The following is a 21,718-nucleotide window of genomic DNA, read 5'->3' as shown; positions in this document are numbered from 1 at the left end:
GGGGGTGCGCGGTTCGGATGTGGATCTGGCCGTTTAGTCGGTGGTGGTGTCGTGGGCGGCTTTGGCCTCGATCTCGGTGACGACCTGTGCCCACACGGGGCTGCTGTACTTGCGGGTGTTCTGCTTGGCTTCGGCGAGGGTGAGCGCGCCGCCGGCGATGCCGGCGGGGTCCAGTGCGCCGATCGCGGCGAGCGCGCGCTGCCAGCGGTTCACGTGCGCGAAGCCGTGATGGGTCTGCGACGCCAGATACCGCACCGCAGCGACGACCTGGGGGTCCGCCGCGTACGGCGGCGGCGGGTCGGCGGGGTCGGTGTCGGGCACGACTTCGGGCACCGGCGGCGGCGGGTCGTCGTCGTCGGCTACGGCCACCGTCGCCGCGGCGGCGCCGACGGTGTAGCCGTCGCCTGCTGTGACGGTCGCGGTGACCGACCCGTCGGGCTCGTCCGTGGTGTCGCCGACGGTGGGCACGCTCAGCGTCTTCGATGTCGTGCCTGCGGGGATCATCACTGTGCGAGCGCCGGCGGTGACGCCGTAGTCGCCTGAGGCTGCCACTTCGACGATGACCGCCAGGTCGGCCGCGGGCGCAGCGTCCGCGGTGACGGTGAAGGTCGCCGGGTCGCCCTCAGTGACGTCGCCGTCGGCGGTGACGGTCACTGTCGGCACTACCGGCGGCGGCTCCTCGGGTTGCTGGACCGGCTGCTGCTGCTGTTGCTGTTGTTGTTGTGCGGTGTCGTGGGCGGCTTTGGCCTCGATCTCGGTGACGATCTGTGCCCACACGGGGCTGCTGTATCTGCGGGTGTTCTGCTTGGCTTCGGCGAGGGTGAGCGCGCCGCCGTCGATGCCGGCGGGGTCCAGTGCGCCGATCGCGGCGAGTGCGCGCTGCCAGCGGTTCACGTGCGCGAAGCCGTGATGGGTCTGCGACGCCAGATACTGCACCGCAGCGACGACCTGGGGGTCCGCCGCGAACGGCGCCGGCTCGGGCTGGGAGTCCGCAGGCTGCTGCGGGTCCGCAGGCTGCTGCTGGTTGTCGGTCTGCTGAGGGTTGTCGGCGGGCTGCTGTTGCTGGTTGTCGGTTTGGGGGGTGCCGTCGCCGTGGGCTTGGGCGTTGTCGGGCACCCAGAAGTCGCCGCTGTTGTCGTCTGCTTCGGCCCAGGAGCCGACGTCGTCAGCGGACGGCGCGTAGTCGGGCAGCGTGTCGGGGTTGGCGCCGTAGCTGACTCTCAGCTTGCGTTTCGCGGACGGCTCGCCGGGTCGGGTCAGGCTCATCGACACGTCGTAATGGCCGTCGCTGCCGCCGATCACCGAAGCGTCCAAGTCGACGTTGACTCGGAACGTGTGATCCCACGTGTCGGGGGTGACACGGATCGCGTGGAAACGGCCGCTGGGCGACACCTCCTCGAAGCTCGCTCCTCCCGGCGCCCAGCGCGTCACCGACGCCGTCATCGGCGCATTGTGGAAACTCACGACCTTGTGGCACTCCAAAGCCCGCGGATCGGCGTTCTGGCCCCTCACATTGCCCTGTATCGCAGCGAGCGCGGAGTCTCTTCGTGACGGCAGGCTGTTGATGATCGGCAGCCACTCACAATAAGTGCGCGTCACATTGCGGCCGCTGATGGGCAGCGTCCGCGTCACGTTCACCTCGATGCCGTGACTGTTCACCCACCCCCCGTCAGTGCGGGACTGCAGCCGCACATACAGCGTCTCATAGCACGGCGTCGCGATCGGGCCGACACCCTCTTGCAGCTCCGGGCCGTAACGAGGCCGCGTCTTGGACGAGCAGTCCAACGGCTGATTCAGCCTCACGTCGAACGAGCCGCGCCCCATCCCCGCACTCGAATCGACCTTCACCTGCGCCGTCGCCGCACCGTCCAGCCGGTCGTCGTGCGCACCGGCGTTCGCGAACGTCGCAAAGCCCAGCTTGTCGTCGTCCGCGACGCGCACCGCCATGTCGAACTGGCTGTCCTGCTGCGCCTTGGAATAATGAAACGCCCGCGACGTGTCCAACAACGCCTCGCTCAACGCACCGTTGGTGTCCCAGTTGTCGCTGAACACATGACGAATCACCACCGTGCGGTCCTTCGCGTCCGCGTCGTGGGCGGCGGTCACCGTGATCGTGCGCTCCTCGCCGAAATCGTCAACCGACGACCACGACACCGACGACGGCGAGAACGACAGCCCCCCGCCCAGCGCCGTAGGAGTGACCGTCAACGGCGAACCCGGCTGTGGCACCACGAAATTGCGGACCGTGTACGACGTCGAACCGCCCTCCACCACACTCAGACACTCCACCAAACGGCACTCCGCGTCCCCGAGCGGATCAGGATCGAACCGCGGATCGAGAGCACCCTGACCGCGCTGCACCACCACCTTCACCGACGGCAACACCACAGACGAATCGGTCGACGACAACACCAAATCGAACACCGCATCCGGCGACGTGCCCGGCTGACCGCCCGCACCCGAACGCAACGCCGAGATCTCCACCACCCGAAAGCCCCTCACAGAATCAGGCCCGTAACCCGCCCAATCCTGAGCATCGAAACCGAAATCGATCGACCCCGACGGCGCCAACTGCCGCATCCCGTAATCAACACCCCGCGTTCCCACGCCGGACCCCCACGCCTCAAACTGAGACTGCACCCGACGGCCCCCCGGCATATGCAAAAACCGCGGATGACTCACCAAGAAACGAGAAGAATCAGACGACGCCGCCGACACCGCCACGCTGGCCGTCACCTCCTGCGCCAAATCCAAACGCACCGACACCGTCTGACCCTCACGCACAAACACCACAGACGGCGCCGACACCAAATAAGGCGTCTCCACGCCGTTGATGCCGATCTTGCGAGAGGCAGGCCACGACGTCCAGCTGCCGTCACTGGCCCGGTCGCGGTACAGGCCCGTGTCGGCAATGCTCCAACCAGACGCCGCGCCGGCGTCCTCGCCGTCCGACGCCGTGGTCTGGACCCCGTGGAGATTGAACAAGATGCCAGAGACGTCGAACACCACGAAATACGTGGACCCCGCCGCAAGGCTGATGCCGCCCACAGGCGCCGAGAGCCGCAGGGTCTGGGCGCTGTTGATGAACGGCGTGAAGGCGGGCCACGCCAGCGTGCCGACCACCGCGCCCGGGCTGCCGCCCGCATCAGCATTCACCGTGACCGACACCTGCGAAGCCGTAGCAGAACTCGACAACGCGTTGAACTCCACATCGACACTGTGCAACGTCGCCGCGTTCCCGGTAGTGAACGCCTGCGCCAAATCAAAGCCAAGGCCAGCGTGGCCGCTGGAGGACTGCCCCACATTGCTCACCAGCACCGACGCAGTCGGCGTCTGCGCCCCAGCCGACGACAACGGCACCGACGCCAACAACGCGCCCGCCACCGCGACCGCTACAAGGCTGCTAAGAACCCCCCCCCCCGCAACTTCCGCGGGGACTCAACCTTGATCATTCGATGGCTCCTCGTTGCCGCCTGTGGGCGTGTCGGACAACCTGGCAGGTTACTACCGCGCACAAATCGTCGTGACGATTAGAGGCGCCACGTTCTGATGCGCGGGCGACACCGCCTTCAAGTTGTTCGACTCGTCATTCGTGGCGGTGGTGCCGTGAGGGCTCCTGCCGCCGGGCTCAGGCGGGGGCGGGAATCTCGGTGAAGTTGAGCCAGGGGTGGAGCACTTCGGGCACCGCGATGGCGCCATCGCGACGCTGGTGGTTCTCCATGATGAATACGAGCGTGCGCCCGACGGCGCACGCTGTGCCGTTCAGGGTGTGGACCAGGCCGGTGCCGTCGTCGTCCGCCCAGCGAGTGCCGAGACGCCGGGCGGAGTAGTCGGTGTAATTCGAGCACGACGTGACCTCGCGGTAGGCCTGCTCTGATGGCAGCCAGACCTCGAGGTCGTACTTCTTGGCCGCCGCGGCGCCCAGGTCGCCCGCTGCCACGTTGATGACCCGGTAGGGCAGGTCCAGGGAGCCCACGATCTCCTCTTGGACGGCCCGCAAGGCCTCCAACTCGTCCCAGCTGGTCTCAGAGTCGCAGAACGAGAACATCTCGACCTTGTCGAATTGATGCACCCGGAAAATGCCGCGGGTGTCCTTGCCGTATGTTCCGGCCTCGCGCCGGAAGCACGACGAGAACCCCGCATAACGCAGCGGCAGCCCGGCACGGGCCAAGCGCTCGCCCCGGTGCAAGCCCGCCAGCGCCACCTCGGAGGTTCCGATGAGGAACAGGTCGTCGCCGTCGATCTCGTACACTTGGTGACGGTCTGCGGGGAAGAACCCAGCCTCGACCATCAATTCCTCACGCACCAGCACCGGCGGCACCACCGGCACAAAGCCGTCGCGCTCCAGCAGGTCCATCGTCCACTGCACGAGGGCGAATTCCAAGCGCACTGCGGCACCCTTGAGGTAGGCGAACCGCGAGCCGCTGTTGGCGGCCCCGCTCTCAGAGTCGACCAGGCCGGTCAGTGCGCCGATCTCGGCGTGGTCATGGGCGGGCGCCTCGCTTCGCTCCCCCACCTCGTGAACCGTCTCGAAGTGCTTCTCGCCGCCGGAGGGCACATCGGCCGCGGCGGGGTTGGGAACCTGCAGCGCCAGCTCGTTTCGTCGCTCAGCAGCTTCCCGCTCTGCCGCCTCGAGGCGCTCCACCTCTTCCTTGAGGCGTCCGGCTTCGGCGATCTTCGCCGGGCGGTCGTCGGGGGCCGCGCGCCCGATGTCTCGAGACGCGGCATTCTGGGCGGCCCGCGCCTCCTCGGCCTGATGGGTCACCGACCGCCACGTCTCGTCGGCCGCGAGAACCTCGTCGATGACATCGGCGGGGACACCCTTGCGGACCGCGCCGTCGCGATAGGCAGAATCCTCTCGAAGTCGCCGCAGGTCAATCACGCCGGGTGAAGCTACCGGCCTTGCACGTCGCCGGGGGGTTGCCGCAGCTTGCGCGCGCACCCATCGGCCGCGAGGATCGCCCGATGGACGAACACGCACCTGCTGGCGGCGGGCACATTCGCTTCGAAGCCGACGACAAGCCCCCGCTGCCGCTCACCGCCGGACTGGGCTTGCAGTTCGCCATCCTCGCCATCGCCGGCATCGTGCTGACCCCCGCGATCGTCGTGCGAGCCGCTGGCGGCACCGACGCGTACCTGACGTGGGCGGTGTTCGCAGCAGCCGCGATCAGCGGCGTCAGCACCATTGTCCAGGCGGTTCGGTTCAGGCGCATCGGTGCCGGCTACGTGCTGCTGATGGGCACCTCAGGCGCGTTCATCGCCGTCTGTGTCACTGCGTTGACCGAGGGAGGCCCGGGCCTGCTCGCCACGCTGGTCATCGCTTCCTCGCTCTTCCAGTTCCTCCTGGCCGCCAAGCTGTCGCTGTTCCGGCGGCTGCTGACCCCGACCGTGGCGGGGACCGTGGTCATGCTCATCGCCGTGACTGTCATGCCGCTCATCTTCGACATGGTGGCTGCCTCGCCCGCCGACAGTGCTGCGGCGAGCGCACCCGTGAGCGCGCTGGTCGCCATGTGCGTCATCGTGGTCATCGCTTTGAAGGCCAGCGGCGCCCTGCGGCTGTGGGCGCCGGTGATCGGCATCGTGGCCGGATCGGTCGTTGCGGCGTTCTTCGGGCTGTACGACTTCGACCGGGTCGCCGAAGCCGCATGGTTCGGCCTGCCCGACGGCGGCTGGCCCGGCTTCGACTTCTCGTTCGGGGCCGAGTTCTGGCGCCTGCTGCCGGCGTTCGTGTTCGTCACGCTCATCGGCGCCGTGGAGACCATCGGCGACTCAGTGGCCATCCAGCGCGTGTCGTGGCGCCGGCCCCGTGCCGTCGACTACCGGTCGGTACAGGGGGCCGTGGCAGCCGACGGTGCGGGGAACCTGCTGTCGGGCCTCGCGGGAACCGTGCCGAACACGACCTATTCCACGAGCATCTCCATCACCGAGTTGACCGGCGTGGCAGCGCGCCGGGTCGGCGTGGCCATCGGCATCTCGTTCATCGTGATGGCGTTCGTGCCCAAGCTTCTGGCGCTCGTGCTCGCGGTGCCCGATGCGGTCGTGGCTGCGTACGTGACGGTCCTGCTGTCGCTGCTGTTCGTGGTGGGCATGAAGATCGTGATCGCCGACGCCACCGACTACCGCCGCGGGCTGATCGCGGGCTTCTCGTTCTGGATCGGCGTCGGCTTCCAGAACAACCAGATTTTCCCCGAATATCTGACGGGCTTTGCCGGCGGCTTCCTGGAGAACGGCATGACGGCCGGCGGGCTGACGGCGATTGTCCTCACGCTGTTCACCGAGGTCACCCAGGCACGCCCCCAGCAGATGCGCTGCGAGCTGGCGACATCGGCATTGCCGCAGGTGCGGGTGTTCCTGGGCAGCTTTGCCGACCGCAACGGTTGGAACCGCACGATGTCGGATCGTCTCGACGCCGTCGCCGAAGAAGCACTGTTGACGCTGATCGGCGCCGAACCTGCGGTGGGCGCTGACGCAGCTCGTTCCATGCGCCTGACCGCGAGCAAGCAGGACGGCCGTGCCGTGCTCGAATTCGTCGCTGCCGCGAACGGGGACAACATCGAGGACCGGCTGGCGGTGCTCGATGAGCAGCACCTCGAGCGGCCGGTCGAACGGGATCTCTCGCTGCGGATGCTCCGGCACCACGCCTCGACCGTGGCACACCAGCAATATCACGAGGTGGACATCGTGACCGTCCACGTCGACGTGCCCGCATCGGCCCCTCGCAAGGTGTCATAACCGCCGAACGGCACTCCCGCACCGTCGTCCGCCTAGCCCGGAGGCTCGTGGCTGAGGCTGCTGGCGCCGATCCTCGGTGCGGCGCGCGAAGGACTCGCAGCGCCTTTCGCTCTTGGCGCTTCCGGCAACGGCGGCAGCGGCGGCCTCGCGTGCGCTGGCTGACACAGCGTGGGGTGCTACTGGGTGGTGGTGACGCGGACGGGTTGGTGGGTGACGGGCGGGGAGATTTGCTGGGCTGCTCGGATCCAGCCCTGTTCGGGGTGCTCGATGAGGGTCTGGCGGTAGATGAACGGGTCGCCGGGGGTGGGGTGGGCTTGGGTGCGGTGCCAGATCTGGGGGCGGCTGGCTGCGTAGGCGGCGGCGCAGGCGATGTCGACGGTGACGGTCTGAGGGGTGTCCCAGTTGTCGCGGCTGAACCACAGGCGAAGGCTGCCGGAGCGGTTGTCGGCGACGGTGACTGCGTTGTCGGGAGCGTTGAAGTCGAAGGCGCCGCGGCCGAGGGCGTCGGTGATGGCGTTGATCTGCTTGCGGGTGAGATCGGCGCGGTCGAAGACGTCGACATAGACGGTGCGACCGGGTTCGGGCTGCTTGTTGAGTCGCACCGTGTAGGTCGCCTCTGCGGTGGCGGTGTCGTCGCCGGCGCAGTCGGGGTGCGCTGCGGCGGTGATGTCGTCGTTGTCGAACACGGCCCGGTAGCGCATCACGACCTCAGGGTCAGGGGAGGTGTCACGTGCGACGCGGACGTGCTCGGCGGTGCCGATGCGCACCCCTGCGGACACGCTGGCGATGCGCACCACGAACATCTTGTCGCCGTCGGGAACCTGGTCGTCCAGCACGGGCAGGCTCACCCAGGTCCGAATACTGCCCGCGTCGATCACCACCTCCCACTGGCTGTCGGCGGCGACCCACTTCGCTCTGGTCGGGTCGCCCAAGTCGCCGGGCTGGGTGGGCCACCGGCCCCACCCGGCGACCTCGAAGCGCACCACCGTCGGCGACGACCGCGTCTGCGACAGCGTGAACAGCGCCGTCAGGCTCTTGCCCTCGTCGATGCTGTCTTGGTTGGCGTGTGCCCACAGGTTCAGCACCGGCTCGGGGGCCGCACTGTCTGCGATGTAGAGCGTCTTGGCGTGCTCGTCGCCGATTTGGCCCTGCGCGCCTTCCACGCCCGACACCGACGCCAGCGAGAACGGCACGGCGCGCGCCGCCTCGACGGCGCCGTCCACCGACCCTGCCGCAGCGGTCACCGTCACCGTTGCCTCGCGCGGCGCCGACGGCCCTGAGAACGTCACCCGCACCGCGGACGCGTCATAGGAGACACTCGCAGGCGAACCGGCCAACGCGAACGCCCACACCCCGGCGTCCACGTTCGTGCGGTCCAAGCCGACATGGAGCGTCTCGCCTGCCTCCAGCGCCCTGCTCAGCCGCAGCCGCACCGACCCCGAAGCGGCGCTGTCGCCCTCGGTCAGCTTCGAGTCGACAACGTCGAACACCACACTCATCGGCGCAACCGTCGGCGGGTCGTCGTTGTCGCCGACCCACACCGACGCCCTCGACGCGTCGGCATCCACCACATAGCCGGCCCCGTCCAGCAGCACCGTCCGGATCGCGCCGCGGCCCTCGTCCACATCGTCATCGTCGGTGGGAATGCTCAGCGTCTCCGTCCCCGACACGCCCACCGTCACCTCATACTGCCCCTGAGTCCCGCTCAGATACCTGCCCTGCTGCGACACGCTCAAGGTCACAACGATCGGTGCCGAGGGCACAGGCGACGCCGACAGCGTGAACACCGCGTCCTCGCCCTCGACCACCTCAGGCGCCCCGGCCACGCTCACCACCGGCACCTCGCCGCCCGGCACCACCACCGGCGGATCGTCGTCATCGACAATCGTCACTGCCACTGACGCCGGAACGCCTGCCGTGTAGCCCGTCGGCAGGGTCCCGAGCTCAATGATCAGCGTCTCCGAAGCGCCCTCGTCGATGCTGTCGTCGACCGCCATCAGCGTCGCCATCCCTGATGTCGATCCCGACGCAACCGTCACCGATGAGGCCAGCGTGTAGTCCGCCGCGCCAGCCGTGGAGCCCAACGAGCGACGCTGCACCGGGACGGTCACGCCGCCCGTCGGCGCCGCGGACGCGAGCGTCACCGTCACCGTGATCGACTCGCCCTCGGCGACTGTCGGCGCGCTCGCCCCCAGCGTCACCGCCACATCGCTGGGCGCCGGATCGTCGTCGTCGACCACCGTCACCGACACCGTTCCCGCGTTGGTGATGGTGTAGTTCGTGTCGGTCGATGTCGCTTCGTGGGCAATGGTCACCATCCGAGACGCGCCCTGATCGGCGGAATCGTCCACGCCGTGCACCGTCACCGTCTGGGGGCTGCTCCAGTTCGACGTCGAGAACGTCAACGTCACCGAACCGCCCGCTGACCCGCCGCCAGTGCTCACCGTCGCCGCGGCCGGTGTGCCCGACGTGGCCGTGACCATCACCGGATGGGTGGGCTGAGAATCCAGCACCACGGCGTAGGTGTCAGTGTTGGCAGGTCCTGACGCCTCCGTCACCGACGTCGATCCGTTGGTCTGGGTGATCGTCACATCCGCGGTGTCGTCGTCGGTGACGGTCACGTCCACGTTCCCGATGTTGCGCGAGCTGCCGTAGTTCGTGTCTGACGACGCCGACGCGTGCGTGATGGTCACCGTGCGCGTCGCGGGCTGATCGACGTTGTCGTCGTCGCCGAACACTGTGACGGCCTGGGCGCTGCCCCAATTCGTCGTGGTGAACGTCAACGTCTCGACCCGGGTGCCCGTCGAGCCGAGGTCGGGGCCGTCGACGAGCACACCGGCGGCGGCCGTGACCGTCACGGTCACCTCATGGGTGGGCTGAGAATCGAGCACCACGGTGTAAGTGTCGGAGTTGGCGGGGCCCGCCGCCTCGGTCACAGCCGTCGAACCGCCCGACTGCGCGATCGTCACCCCGGCGGCGTCGTTGTCGGTGATGGTGACGCTGTGATGCGACGGCGTGCCTGCCGTGTAGCCCGTCGGCAGGGTTCCCAGTTCGATCACGAGCGTCTCTGAGACGCCCTCGTCGATGTTGTCGTCAGCCGCGGCCAGCGTCGCCGACGCCGACATCGATCCCGACGCGACCATCACCGACTCTGCCAGCGTGTAATCGTCCGCCGCAGCTGTCGAGCCCGCAGCGCGGCGCTGCACCGGCACGACTACGCCGCCGACCGGCGCCGCCGAAGCCAGCGTCGCCGTGACCGTGATCGACGCGCCCTCTGTGACTGTGGTGGCGCTGACCCCCAGCGTCACCACCACATCGCTGGGCGCCGGATCGTCGTCGACCACCGTCACCGACACCGACCCCGCGTTGGCAATCACATAGTTCGTGTCGGTCGACGACGCGGCGTGGCGGATCGCCACCATCCGAGACGCGCCCTGATCGGCGGAGTCGTCCACGCCGTGCACCGTCACGCTCTGGGGGCTGCTCCAGTTCGACGTGGTGAACGTCAACATCGCCGACGTGGCCGCTGCGCCGCCGCCGGTGCTCACCGTCGCCGCGGCCGGAGTGCCCGACGTGGCCGTGACCATCACCGGATGGGTGGGCTGAGAGTCGAGCACCACCGCGTAGGTGACAGTGTTGGCAGGTCCTGACGCCTCCGTCACCGACACCGACTCAGGCGACAGCGTCACCCCCGGGACGACAACGACGGCGCCCGACGTGAAGGTCTGCGACATCGCATAGAACGGCAGTTGCGTTGTGCGCGCCGCGGTGCCGCCCCCGAATGGGTTCTCCCCGGCAGTGGCCGAGTTCAGCTTGCCGATGGCGACGGCGGCCGAGCCTGACCCCGCGCCCAACTCGCGACCGGTGTGCCCCTTCGCGTTGTCGAGGGAGCCCGTCCAGTATCCCGCGGCGTTCACCGTCGCCGACGCTCCGGATTCGTCGGTCACGCCGGCCTCGTTCTCCCAGGACCCGTCGATCAGGCTCGTGTAGTTGGCGCCTACCCGGTGGTTCGCCGACGTGGTGGGGCGCAGCCAATAGGTCGGCTCGCCCACCCCGTCGTGCAGCGGGTTCGCGTCATTGTGGTCATGGGCATGAACCGACGCCGTGCTGGCCAGCACCCGGAAGAAACCGGCGTAGGGCACCACATCGGCATGGCCCATCGCCGCATGCGCCCGCACGAAACGGTCGTAGTCGCCGATGTCGGCCGACGTCGCATCGCGAGCACCCGACGTGGCGAACAGCAGCCGGAAATCCCCACCCGGGCCCACTGCCATCGGCAGCAGCGGCCAGTCGCCGGGCACCACGATGTCGCCGGTCTCGTCATCGGTGATCACGAACGACACCGGGCCGCCCGCCGACGCGCCCAGCGTCAAACCGGTCCCAGCAGGCGCACGCCCCGCGGTCCCGTAGGCGATCGTCACATACGGCTGCGTGCGCACAGCGTTCGCGGCCGCGGTGAAGCGCAGCACAGCCGACGACGCTCCCGCCGCCAATTGCACCGCCGGGTTCTGCGCGCTGTGCGAACCCGCCGTCAGCAGCGTCACGCCCGTCTGGGCCGACGGCGCCAAGCCGAACGTGAATTCGTCGGCCACCGTCGCCCCGACCACCGACAGCGGCACCGTCACGACCTCCGAGCCCGACAGCGCCCGGCTCAAGGCGATGGTCACATCCTTGGTGCCCGAAGCCTCCGCGACATCGCCCGACGGCGCCGACAGCGTGACCGCCACCGTGTCGTTGATGGTCAACGGCGCTGCATTGTCGATTTCGCGCGGCGTCCCGTCGGCATAGGCGCCTGCGAAAATGCTCGCCGACAAGCCCAGGTCGGCTGTCTCGGCGTCGTCGGCGTTCGCGTCATGTTCAGCCGTCAAGGTGAGGGCCAGCGACGTGCCCGCGAAGCTCGAGGACAACACCACCTGTCGAGTGGCCTCGGTCATCGTGCACGTCACACCGGCAGGCACCGGATCTGCGCACGCCAGCCGGTAGTCGTCCCACCAAGCAGCCGTGCCGCCCGCCGCCAACGTCGCGGTCACGCTCTGGCCGGCCCCCAGCGCTCGGCTCAACGTGAGGGCGTAACCCAGCGAGGCGCCCTCGTCGATGCTGGCCCCCGCATCACGCGACAGCGTCAGCGACAGCGAATCGTCATCGGACACCGCCACCGAGTCCGACGAGTCGGTACCGCTCACCGTGTAGCCCGAACCGGCCGCCACCGTCACTGACACCGCGCCGTCGGGCTCATCGACCGTATCGGGCACCGTCGCGACGATGAACGTCGCTGTGGCCTGGTTCGCCCGGATCGTCACCGTCTTGCCGCTGCCTTCATTGGCCGCAGCGACGAAATCGCCGCCGCCGGTACTGGTCTCCGTCACGGTCAGATTCACCGTCAGATCGGCACCCGGTGCAGGGTCGGCTGTCACCGTGAACGACGCGCCGGTGCCCTCCGTCACCGGCGAAGTGCCTGCAGCGATCGAGATCTCCGGCCCCGACGCGATGGTGAACACCGGCGACAGGGCGTAGAACGGCAGCGCGGAGTTCTTGGCGGCAGTCTGAGCAGCAGCACTGAGCGGGCCGATCCCGGCGCCGCTGTCATTGAGCTTGCCGATGCGGACTGCGGCATTGGCGGCGCCGGCGGCGCCGAGTTCCTGGCCGCTGGCGGCAGTGCCGGCGGCCACAGAGCCGGTGAAGTAGCCGCCCGCACTAAGCGCTGCCGCAGCGCCGGTCTCGTCGCGGGGGGCGTCCTCGTTGGCCCACCCGCCGTCATAGAAGTCCTCGTAGTCGTCGGCCACCTTGGCGGTATCGGCAGTGGCCGCAAGCCAGTACACCGGGTCGCCCTTGTCGGCGGGGGTGAACGTGGTCGACGTGTGGTCGCGGGCATCCACCGCAGCGGTGCTGGCCACCACGTTGAACAGGCCCGCATAGGGCACGACTGCCGCGTGGCCGACCGACACGAGCGCCTGGGCGAACACGTCGTACTCGCCGATAGCGGCCGAGGCCGCGTTGCGGGCCTGCGACGTGACCGCCAGCAGCCGGAACGAATCGCCGCCGCTCAGCCCCCTCGGCACCAGCGGCCAATCCGCGGGTACCACCACGTCGCCGGCCTCGTCGTCGGTCACCACGAACCTCACCGCACCGCCGTGTACCTCGCCGAACGCCACCCCGCCCGTCGCAGTGCCGCCCGTCACGGTGATCGTCACATACGGCTGTGAGCGCACATCGTTGTCGACCGGGCTGTAGCGCAGCGTCGCCGTGCTGGCCCCGGCAGCGAACCTCACCGCCGGGTTCTGGACACTGTGCGCACCCGAGGTCAGCAGCGTCACCCCCGTCTGGCTGAGCGGCTGCAACGCGAGCGTGAAGTCGTCGGCGGCGGTGACGCCGGTCACCGACAGCGACACCGTGATCGTCTCGTCGCCCGCCAGCGCTCGCCCCAAGGAAATCTCGACGTCCTGATGGCCCGACGCCTCGCCGACTGCGACCACTGCCGCCTTGCGCATCGTCGCGTCGATCTCCGGCGTCAACGCCACCGACGCCGCATTGGGCGACCCGATCGCGTACGCGCCCGGTCGGACCGTGGCGCTCACCGACCCCTGCGCGAGATTCGCCGCATCCAAGGTGTTCACGCTGTGGCGGGCGGTGCCGCTGCCTGCCGCGATCGTCACCGTCTTGTCGCCGGTGTCTCCTGATGAGACATGGCCCCCGATCTCGGCCACCCCCAGCACCACTGCCAGGTCGGCGGCGGGCATCGGGCTCGCCGACACCTCGAACACCGCCGCGTCGCCGACCAGAGCCGTTGCCGCTACCGGCGCGACCGTCACCGTCGGCGTGTCCTCAGAACTCACGATCGCCGCCGACGCCGAATTCCCGGTCGTCGTCGGCGCCGCGCCGCCGGGCACATTGGTGTCGGTGTCGGCCCGGAATGCCGCCAAAGCGCCCAACGCCACCGTCGCCGTCTCCGCGCCCTCGTCGACTCCGTCAGCCGCGGCGGTCAGCACCACTGTCGCGGTCTGCGCGCCCGCGCCCCGGAAGCTCACCGTGGGCGTCAGCGTGCCCTCGTCCTCCAAGCTCACCCCGGTGTTCACCCCGGTTCCGGACGCCAACGACAGCGAATAATCAGACGTCGACACCCCCGACACCACCAGCGGCGCGTCCACCCGCTCGCCCGCTTTCAAGCTGCGCCCGAGCGTTATCTCAAACACAGCCTCGCGATGCTTGCGCGCCGCCGTCGCCGCCTCCAGCACCGCCTCCTCGTCCGCGGCGTCGTCCTCACGCTCCAAGCTCACCGGCACCAGCGGATTGTTGATCACAAAGACGATCGCAGCAGGCGCCACCGTGAACCCCGCAGGCACCGACGCTGCCAGATTGAACGCCTTGCTGGACAGCGAAGCCGAATTCAAGGCCACGATCTCCGCGGTCTCCTCCGACTGACCCGCCGGGATCGTCACCGACGACGGCCCCGTGAAGTCTGTGCCTCTCACACCCAAGGCGCCCGAGTAACTCAACGTCACCGTCACCGGACCCGTGCCCGACACCAACGCCGCCTTGAACGAGAATGTCGAACCCTTCTGGATCGTCTGCACGGCCCCGAGACGTGCGTCAGCACTGTCGCGCAACTCCACCACCCGAGCCGGCGGCTGTGCGACCTCGAACACTGGCGACAGCGCAAACAGCGGATACCCGTTCGCCTGAGCCCGCGAGTTGTTCGACGTCAGCGACCAAGCCGAGTCGAGACGGCCTGTGCGCGGCGTGGCATGACCGAGGTGCCGGTTGGCCGCGGCGGTGCCGTCAGCGCTGCTGCCGGTCCAATAGCCGCCAGTGTTGCGGGCTTGAACCGTCCCGAGCTCGGAACGGATATTGGCAGCCGACCGGTTGTCCCACTCGCCGTCATAGAACCCGGCGTAGTCGTCGGCCAGCTTCGCGCCCGCGCCTGACGCGTCGAGCCAATAGATCGGCTCGCCTGCGCCGTCGGAGTTCACGTTGGAATCGGTGTTGTCGCGGGCATCGACTGCCGCCGTGCTGCCGACCACCTTCACCAAACCCCCATAGGGCTTGAACGCGCCGGGACTGTTGCGGGCCACCAGCTCCTGCACCCAGTCGTTGTACGCCTCGATATCGGTCGGCACCGCGTTTCGTGTCTCAGAAGTCACGAACATCAGCCGGAACGACCCGCCCGCCGCGACACCCGCAGGCTTGAGCGCCCAGTCGGACGGCACTTCGAGCGTGCCGGTCTCGTCGTCGGTCACCACGAACGAGACCGGACTGCCCGACAGCGCGCCGAGCACCGCGCCGCCGCCGCCTGAGGGGGCGCGGGTGGAGGTGCCGTAGGCCACCGATATCGCGGGCTGGGTGCGGTCAGTGTTGGCGACCGCAGTGAAGCGCAGCACCGCAGAGGACGCGCCCGCGGCGAAGCTGACGGCCGGATTCTGCGTGCTGTGCGGCGCCGTTGTCACCAGCGTCACGCCGGTCTGGGTCGCCGGCTGCAGGCCGAGCGTGAAGTCGGCGCCGACAATCGCGCCGGCCACCGTGAGCGGCACCGTCACCGTCTCGGTACCCGACAGCTCGCGACCCAACGTGACCGTGATGTCCTTGGTGCCCGCATTCTCCGCAACGTCGCCCGACGGCGCCGACAGCGCGACCGTCACATCGGGCGCGGCATCGGTGATGGTCACTGTTGCGCTGCTCGCCGCGGGATCGGCTGATGCGCCCCCGCCGACGTTGGTCGCCAGCCCGCGCGCGCCCAGATCGCCGAGCGCAACGACCACTGTCTCGTCGGCTGCGTCGTCATCGCTCCCCGACGCAGCGGTGAAGGTCAGCACCGCGGTGCGGGCCCCGGCGTCGGCGAACACCAGCTTCGGCGTGGCAGTGTTCGCCCCGCTCAGCGTGACGCCGGCACCCGACTTCTTGGTGATCGCGAATGCCGCCGCGCTGCCCGAAAGCGTCGCGCCCGTGGTCGAGCTCAGCACCAGCGGCACTTCGATGGTCTCGCCCGCGACGAGCGCTCGACCGAGTTGCACCGTCACCTCGGCGGCGGTGGTGGTGTCGCCCTCGGTGATGGTTCCGCCGCCGCTCAGCGACACCGCCGTCGGATCGTCGTCTGCAACGATGCCGGTCACGGTGTGCTCGGTCGCCGAGACCGACACGCCGGCCACTGGCGTCGGCAGCGAGACGGTGACCGTGAATCGCTTGTCGGGATCGTCGGTGTCGTCGCCGACCGCGAGCGGGTCGACGACCGTCACTCGGGCCGTCACAGATGCCTGAAACGCTCCGATGCTGAGATCGACGCAGGACGGATCGGATTGGCCCGCCACAGCGGTCCCGTTGGCGAAGACGTAGTCGGTGCCGTAGGTGGCAGTGCCGTCGCTGGCACAGAAGCGAACGTCGGCGGGACCCCGGCCCGACGTCAGCAGCGCGGTGAAGAATGCCTCGGAACGCTGCGTCGCAGCTTGATGGGTCTTCGGCGGCTCATCGACAACGGCATCGACCGACTTCAGCGCCAGCGTCCGTGCTCCCGTGCCGCCGTGGAGGTCTACGACGGTGATGAGTGCGGCACCCCGTACCTGGGCGCCGTCGGCGATGCCGGTAACTGTCGCCGCACCCAACGAGACAGTGACCACCTCGTTGACCGCGTCCGCGTCAGGCAGCGCCAGCAGCGTCACCACTGCCGCGAGCACATCTGTGCCGTGGCCGCCGCTGAAGGTGATCGCCGAGCCCGACAGCGACACCCCCCCAGGCGAGGACTCCGACGACAGGGACAGCACGAAATCGGATGCAGAGCGGTCGCCGCTGAACACCAGCGGCACCGACACCTGCTCACCGGCCAACAAGGCCCTGCCGGTGTCGACGGAGAACCTCCCGAGCGTGCTCGCGACATACCTCGCGGGAGTGATGGGGACTCCATCGGAATCGGTCTCCCGCTGTCCTTCGTGGGCGACGCCGACGGCGGGGACCAAGGTCACCGTCGTCGGGTCAGCGTCGGTGATCGTCAGATCGGCAGTGCCGGCGCTGGGATGGGGGCGGACGCCACCCAGGTTGCGGCCGAGGCCCACGGTGAATACCTCGTCGATCTCATCGATGCCGTCGGCGACGACGGTCAGCTTGGCCGTGGCCGTTCGCTGGCCGGGGGCGATCTCTATCTGCGCCGGCAGGTCCACGTCGTCCACGCCGGCGCTGCCAGCCATGCGCAGAAGCGGGATCGTCACCGCTGCCGGCGGCGAGACCGCAGCGGACAGCGTCGCCGTCAAGGTGAGAGTGTCGCCTTCGCTTGCGGTGCCGTCGCCCGATATCGACAGCGACACGGTCGGCAGCGACTCGTAGTCGGCCACCGTCACGGTCACCGACGGACCTGACACCACCGCTCGGTAGCCCGAGACCGTGTGGGTCACCGTCACGGATTCATCGGCGGCATCGGCGTCGGTCACCGGCGTCACCGACACCGACTGCTTCTTGCTCCAATTCGTCGAGTCGAACGCCAGCGGTGCACCCACCGTCACCGCGCCCGCATCGCCCGACGTCGGCGTGACCGTCACCTTGCCGCGTGGATCAGACTGCAGCCAGACCTCATATGAACCGGCCGGGCCTCTCTCAGCCACCGACACCGACACCGGTGACACCAGCACAGCGGGGTCGTTGATGGTCAGCGGCCGTGCATTGTCGATGTCACGCGGCGTCCCGTCGGCATAGGCGCCTGCAAAAGTGGCCGCCGACAAGCCCAGGTCCACGGTCTCTGCATCGTCGGCGTTCCCGTCGCGTTCAGCCGTCAAGGTGAGGGCCAGCGACGTGCCCGCGAAGCTCGAGGACAGCACCACCTGTCGAGTGGCCTGAGTCATCGTGCACGTCACGCCGGCAGGCACCGGATCCGGGCACGCGAGCCGGTAGTCGGTCCACCAAGCGGCCGTGCCGCCCGCCGCCAACGTCGCGGTCACGCTCTGGCCGGCCCCCAGCGCTCGGCTCAACGTGAGGGCGTAACCCAGCGAGGCGCCCTCGTCGATGCTCGCCCCCGCATCACGCGACAGCGTCAGCGACAGCGGATCGTCATCGGACACCGCGACCGAGTCCGACGAGTCGGTACCGCTCACCGTGTAGCCCGAACCGGCCGCCACCGTCACCGACACCGCGCCGTCGGGCTCATCGACCGTGTCGGGCACCGTCACGAAGACGAACGTCGCAGTGGCCTGGTTCGCCCGGATCGTCACCGTCTTGCCGCTGCCTTCATTGGCCGCAGCGACGAAATCGCCGCCGCCGGTACTGGTCTCCGTCACGGTCAGATTCACCGTCAGATCAGCATCCGGTGCAGGGTCGGCTGTCACCGTGAACCACACCGGCCGCCTGCCCTCGATCACTGGCGACGTACCCGCAGTGATCGAGATCTCCGGCACCGGCACCGGCGGCGGGTCCGCGATGGTGAACACCGGCGACAGGGCATAGAACCGCAGCGAGGAGTTCTTGGCGGCAGTCTGGGTCGCGGCGCTGAGCGGGCCGACCCCGGCGCCGCTGTCGTTGAGCTTGCCGATGCGGACCCCGGCGCTGGCTGAGCCTGCCGCGCCGAGCTCCTGGCCGCTGGCGGCGGTGCCCGCAGCGACAGAGCCGGTGAAGTAGCCGCCTGTGCTGAGCGCTGCCGCAGCGCCGGTCTCGTCGCGGGGGGCGTTCTCATTGGCCCATCCGCCGTCGTAGAAGTCTTCGTAGTCGTCGGCCACCTTGGCCGTATCGGCAGTAGCCGCAAGCCAGTACACCGGGTCGCCCTTGTCGGTGGAGGTGAACGTGGTCGACGTGTGGTCGCGGGCATCCACCGCGGCGGTGCTGGCCACCACGTTGAACAGGCCCGCATAGGGCACCACTGCGGCGTGGCCGACCGACACGAGCGCCTGGGCGAACACGTCGTACTCGCCGATAGCGGCCGAGGCCGCGTTGCGGGTCTGCGACGTGACCGCCAGCAGCCGGAACGAATCGCCGCCGCTCAGCCCGTTCGGCGCCAGCGGCCAGTCCGCGGGAACCGTCACGTCGCCGGTCTCGTCGTCGACGATCGCGAACCTCACCGAGCCGGCCGGCTCGTCGCCGTCCGCTATGCCGCCCGTCGTCTGGGCGCGGCCCGCGGTGACCGTCACCAGCGGCTGCGAGCGTCGGTCATTGTCGACCGGGCTGAACCGGAGCGTCGCGGTTCGCGCGCCTGCCGCGAACCGCACCGCCGGATTCTGCGCGCTGTACAGACCCGACGTCAGCAGCGTCACCCCTGTGGGGTCCGCGGGATGCAGCGCGACCGTGAGATCGTCGCCGACAACCGCGCCGGTCACCGACAGCGACAGCGTGTAGGTCTCCGCGCCCGCCAGCGCCCGCGGCAGCGCGATCTCGACGTCTTGATGGCCCGACGCCTCGCCGACCGCGACCGACGCCGCCTTGCGCATCGTCGCATCGATGATCGGCCGCACCTGCGCGGTCGCCGAGCCGGGCGACCCGATCGCGTACGGGCCTGGCCGGATCGTGGCCGACACGGACCCCTGCGCGAGGCTCTGCCCCCGCTCAGTGCGCATGATGAGGTAGGCGTCGCCGGTGCCGGCCCACACCGTCACTGTCGTGTCGCCTGCCGGAGTGAACCGCCACAGATGGCCCCCGGTCTCGGCCACCCTCACCGACACCGCCAGATCCGCAGCCGGCATCGGGCTCGCCGACACCACAAACAGTGCTCCGCTGCCGGCGCGCACCGACGCCCGCTGCGCCGTGACGGTCACGGTGGGTGTGTCCTCAGAGCTCACGATCCCCACCTGCGCCGAATTGCTCGCCGCCGGAACCGCACCGCCGGCCACATTGGTATCGGTGTCAGCCGCGAACGCAGCGTCACTGCCCAGCGCGATCGTCGCGGTCTCCGCGCCCTCATCGACGCCGTCGGCCGCAGCGGTCAGCACCAGCGTCGCCGTTTTCGCCCCCGCCCCTCGGAAGCTCACCGTGGGCGCCAGCGTGGCACCGGACTCCAGGCTCACCCCCGTGTTCACACCGTCTCCCGACGCCAGCGACAGCGAGACCTCCGACGCTGACACTCCCGACACCACCAGCGGCGCGTCCACTCGCTCGCCCGACACCAACGCACGATCCAGCTCCACCTCCAGCACCGCCTCGCGGTACTTGCGCGCAGCCGTCGCCGCCTCGAGCACCGATGCCTCATCGGCAGCGGTGTCGGTGCGCGACAGCGAGACCGTCACCGGCTCGGCGTCGTCGCTGTCGTCGTCGGTGATGGTGAGGGTTGCTGTGCGCGCAGCGGTGTCGGCCGCGAGACCGCCGGCGAGGTTGGTGGGCCGAGGGGCGTAATTGAGGCTGGGACCGATCGAGATGTTGACCGTCTCGTCGGCCTTGTCGGGATCGACGCTGGTGGCGGCGAAGGTGATGGTCGCGGTGCGGGCGCCTGTGCCGGTGAAGCGCACCGCCAGATTGATGGTGGTCAACGGCGGGCGTTTGGTCACCGAGTCGCCGACGATGCTGACGCCGGTGCCGCTCGCCGTCCATCGCAGCGGCCTGAATCGAGACGGCGCGGAGAGCCGCGCCCCGGTGGGGCTCGCCAAGGTGAGCGGCACTTCGGCTGTCTCGCCCGCGGCCAGCGCTCTGGACAGCGTGACGGTCACCGTGGCGGTGACGGCGGAGTCGCCTTCGCGCACCGTGCCGCCGCCGCGCAGCGACACGGTCGTCGGCGTCGTATCGACGATCTGAACGCTCAGCGGCGGCCCTGCGACCACGGCCCCGTACCCCGACACGGTGTGCGTCACCTGCACTGTCGTCGAGGGACCGGGCGGGTCGGCGGCATCGAGCGGTGCTCGTACCGACAGCGTCTGGGGCTGCCACCAGGTCGCCGCGTCGAAGCTGAGCTGCGCGGAGGGGCCCCACGAGCCGCCGGCCGCGCGGACCTCGAGCCCACTGGGCGCCGTCGCAGTGACTGTCACTGTGCCGGTCGGCGCTGTCGCGAGGCGCACCGAGTAGGTGTCGGCATCGGCGCCCTCGACGACGCGCGTCCCGCCCGCTGTGGTGGTCACGAGGACTGCGGGGGTGCCTGCGTCGTCGTCCACGATCTCGACGGTCATCGCAGTCGGCCGGTCCGGGTCGGGCGTTGCGCCTCCCCCGACGCTGGTGCCGCTCTGCGCGTCGAGCGCTGCCTGGGTGCCCACAGCGATGCGGATCGTCTCGCCGTTGCCCTCGTCGACAGCGTCGGACACCGCGGTGAGCACGAGCCGCGCAATGCCCGACCCGGCGGTGAACTCGATCACCGGCGCATCGCTGGTCAGCGGCGCCGTTGTCGACGCCGACGCCGCGTCGTTGAAGCTCATGCCCTCTTCGCGGGCCTTGAACGTGAGCGTGTAGTCGCCGCTGGTGATGCCGGCGCCCGAAATCGACAGGGGCACGTCGATCCGCTCGCCCTCGCCCAGACCACGGCCCAGCGCCACGTCGAACTCGGCGGTGCCGCCGGATTCGAGCACAGCTGCGGCCTGCGAGATGATGCGCACGGTGGTCGGGTCGTCGTCGATGACGGTCACGGCCACGTCGGCGACGGCGACCAGCGCGTCGGCTGCCTGCACCGCGGTCACGGTGTGAGACACGACGGCGGTGCGGGTGCCGGCCTGCACGTCGACGTCGTCGTCGGGCGCGGTGACGGTCACCGTCTGGGGCACGCTCCAGTCTTGGGGAGTGAATTGCAGCGAGCCAGACACGGTCGCCGCTGCCGTGGCCGACGACACCGGCGTGATGGTCACCGTGCCGGTAGGCCGGCTCGCGAGGCGGATCGTGTACGAAGCTGACGAGCCCTCCACCGGAGACACCGCCACGGCGCTGAGCACGCTGCCGGTGTCGTCGTCGGTGATCGCGATGCGGGCCGTGCCGGTGCCGGTGATCGTGTCGGCGAGACCCTCAGCGGTCATGCCTGCCGCGGTCGCCGGGATCGTCGCCGTGATGCGCTCGTCGGCTGAGTCGGGGTCGTGCAGCGGCACCGCCGACAGCGATGCCGACTCAGCGGACGGCCCGG

At 69.4% G+C, this 21,718-nt stretch carries 4 protein-coding genes (1 of these 4 only partly in view); 1 reads left to right on the top strand and 3 read right to left on the bottom strand.

Annotated elements, in window-relative coordinates; genetic code table 11:
* Positions 1-33: 33 nt before the first annotated feature.
* Together ACOGJB_RS12210 and serS are read right to left on the bottom strand one after the other, a co-directional pair.
* On the bottom strand, positions 34-3,384 hold the full coding sequence (locus ACOGJB_RS12210; protein WP_419837392.1) for a choice-of-anchor R domain-containing protein: 3,351 nt from the start codon (positions 3,382-3,384) through the stop codon (positions 34-36).
* Positions 3,385-3,628: 244 nt separating this feature from the next.
* Positions 3,629-4,882 (bottom strand): serine--tRNA ligase, encoded by a 1,254-nt coding sequence (gene serS, locus ACOGJB_RS12205; protein ID WP_419837391.1) that lies wholly within the window; start codon positions 4,880-4,882, stop codon positions 3,629-3,631.
* Positions 4,883-4,965: 83 nt separating this feature from the next.
* Here serS and ACOGJB_RS12200 point away from each other — a divergent pair, with 83 nt between their 5' ends.
* Entirely contained in the window at positions 4,966-6,732 is a 1,767-nt protein-coding gene (locus tag ACOGJB_RS12200; protein WP_419837390.1) for a uracil-xanthine permease family protein, read from the top strand.
* A gap of 176 nt (positions 6,733-6,908) precedes the next feature.
* Here ACOGJB_RS12200 and ACOGJB_RS12195 read toward each other — a convergent pair whose 3' ends face one another.
* On the bottom strand, positions 6,909-21,718 hold the 3' end of the coding sequence (locus tag ACOGJB_RS12195) for a Calx-beta domain-containing protein (RefSeq protein WP_419837389.1). It continues 23,809 nt past the right edge of the window; the window shows 14,810 of its 38,619 coding nt (coding positions 23,810-38,619); its start codon lies off the right edge, out of view; it ends in the stop codon at positions 6,909-6,911.

The organism is Candidatus Poriferisodalis sp. (assembly GCF_965208895.1).
Classification (GTDB): domain Bacteria; phylum Actinomycetota; class Acidimicrobiia; order Acidimicrobiales; family Poriferisodalaceae; genus Poriferisodalis.
This window is presented reverse-complemented; position numbering and strand designations above follow the sequence as displayed.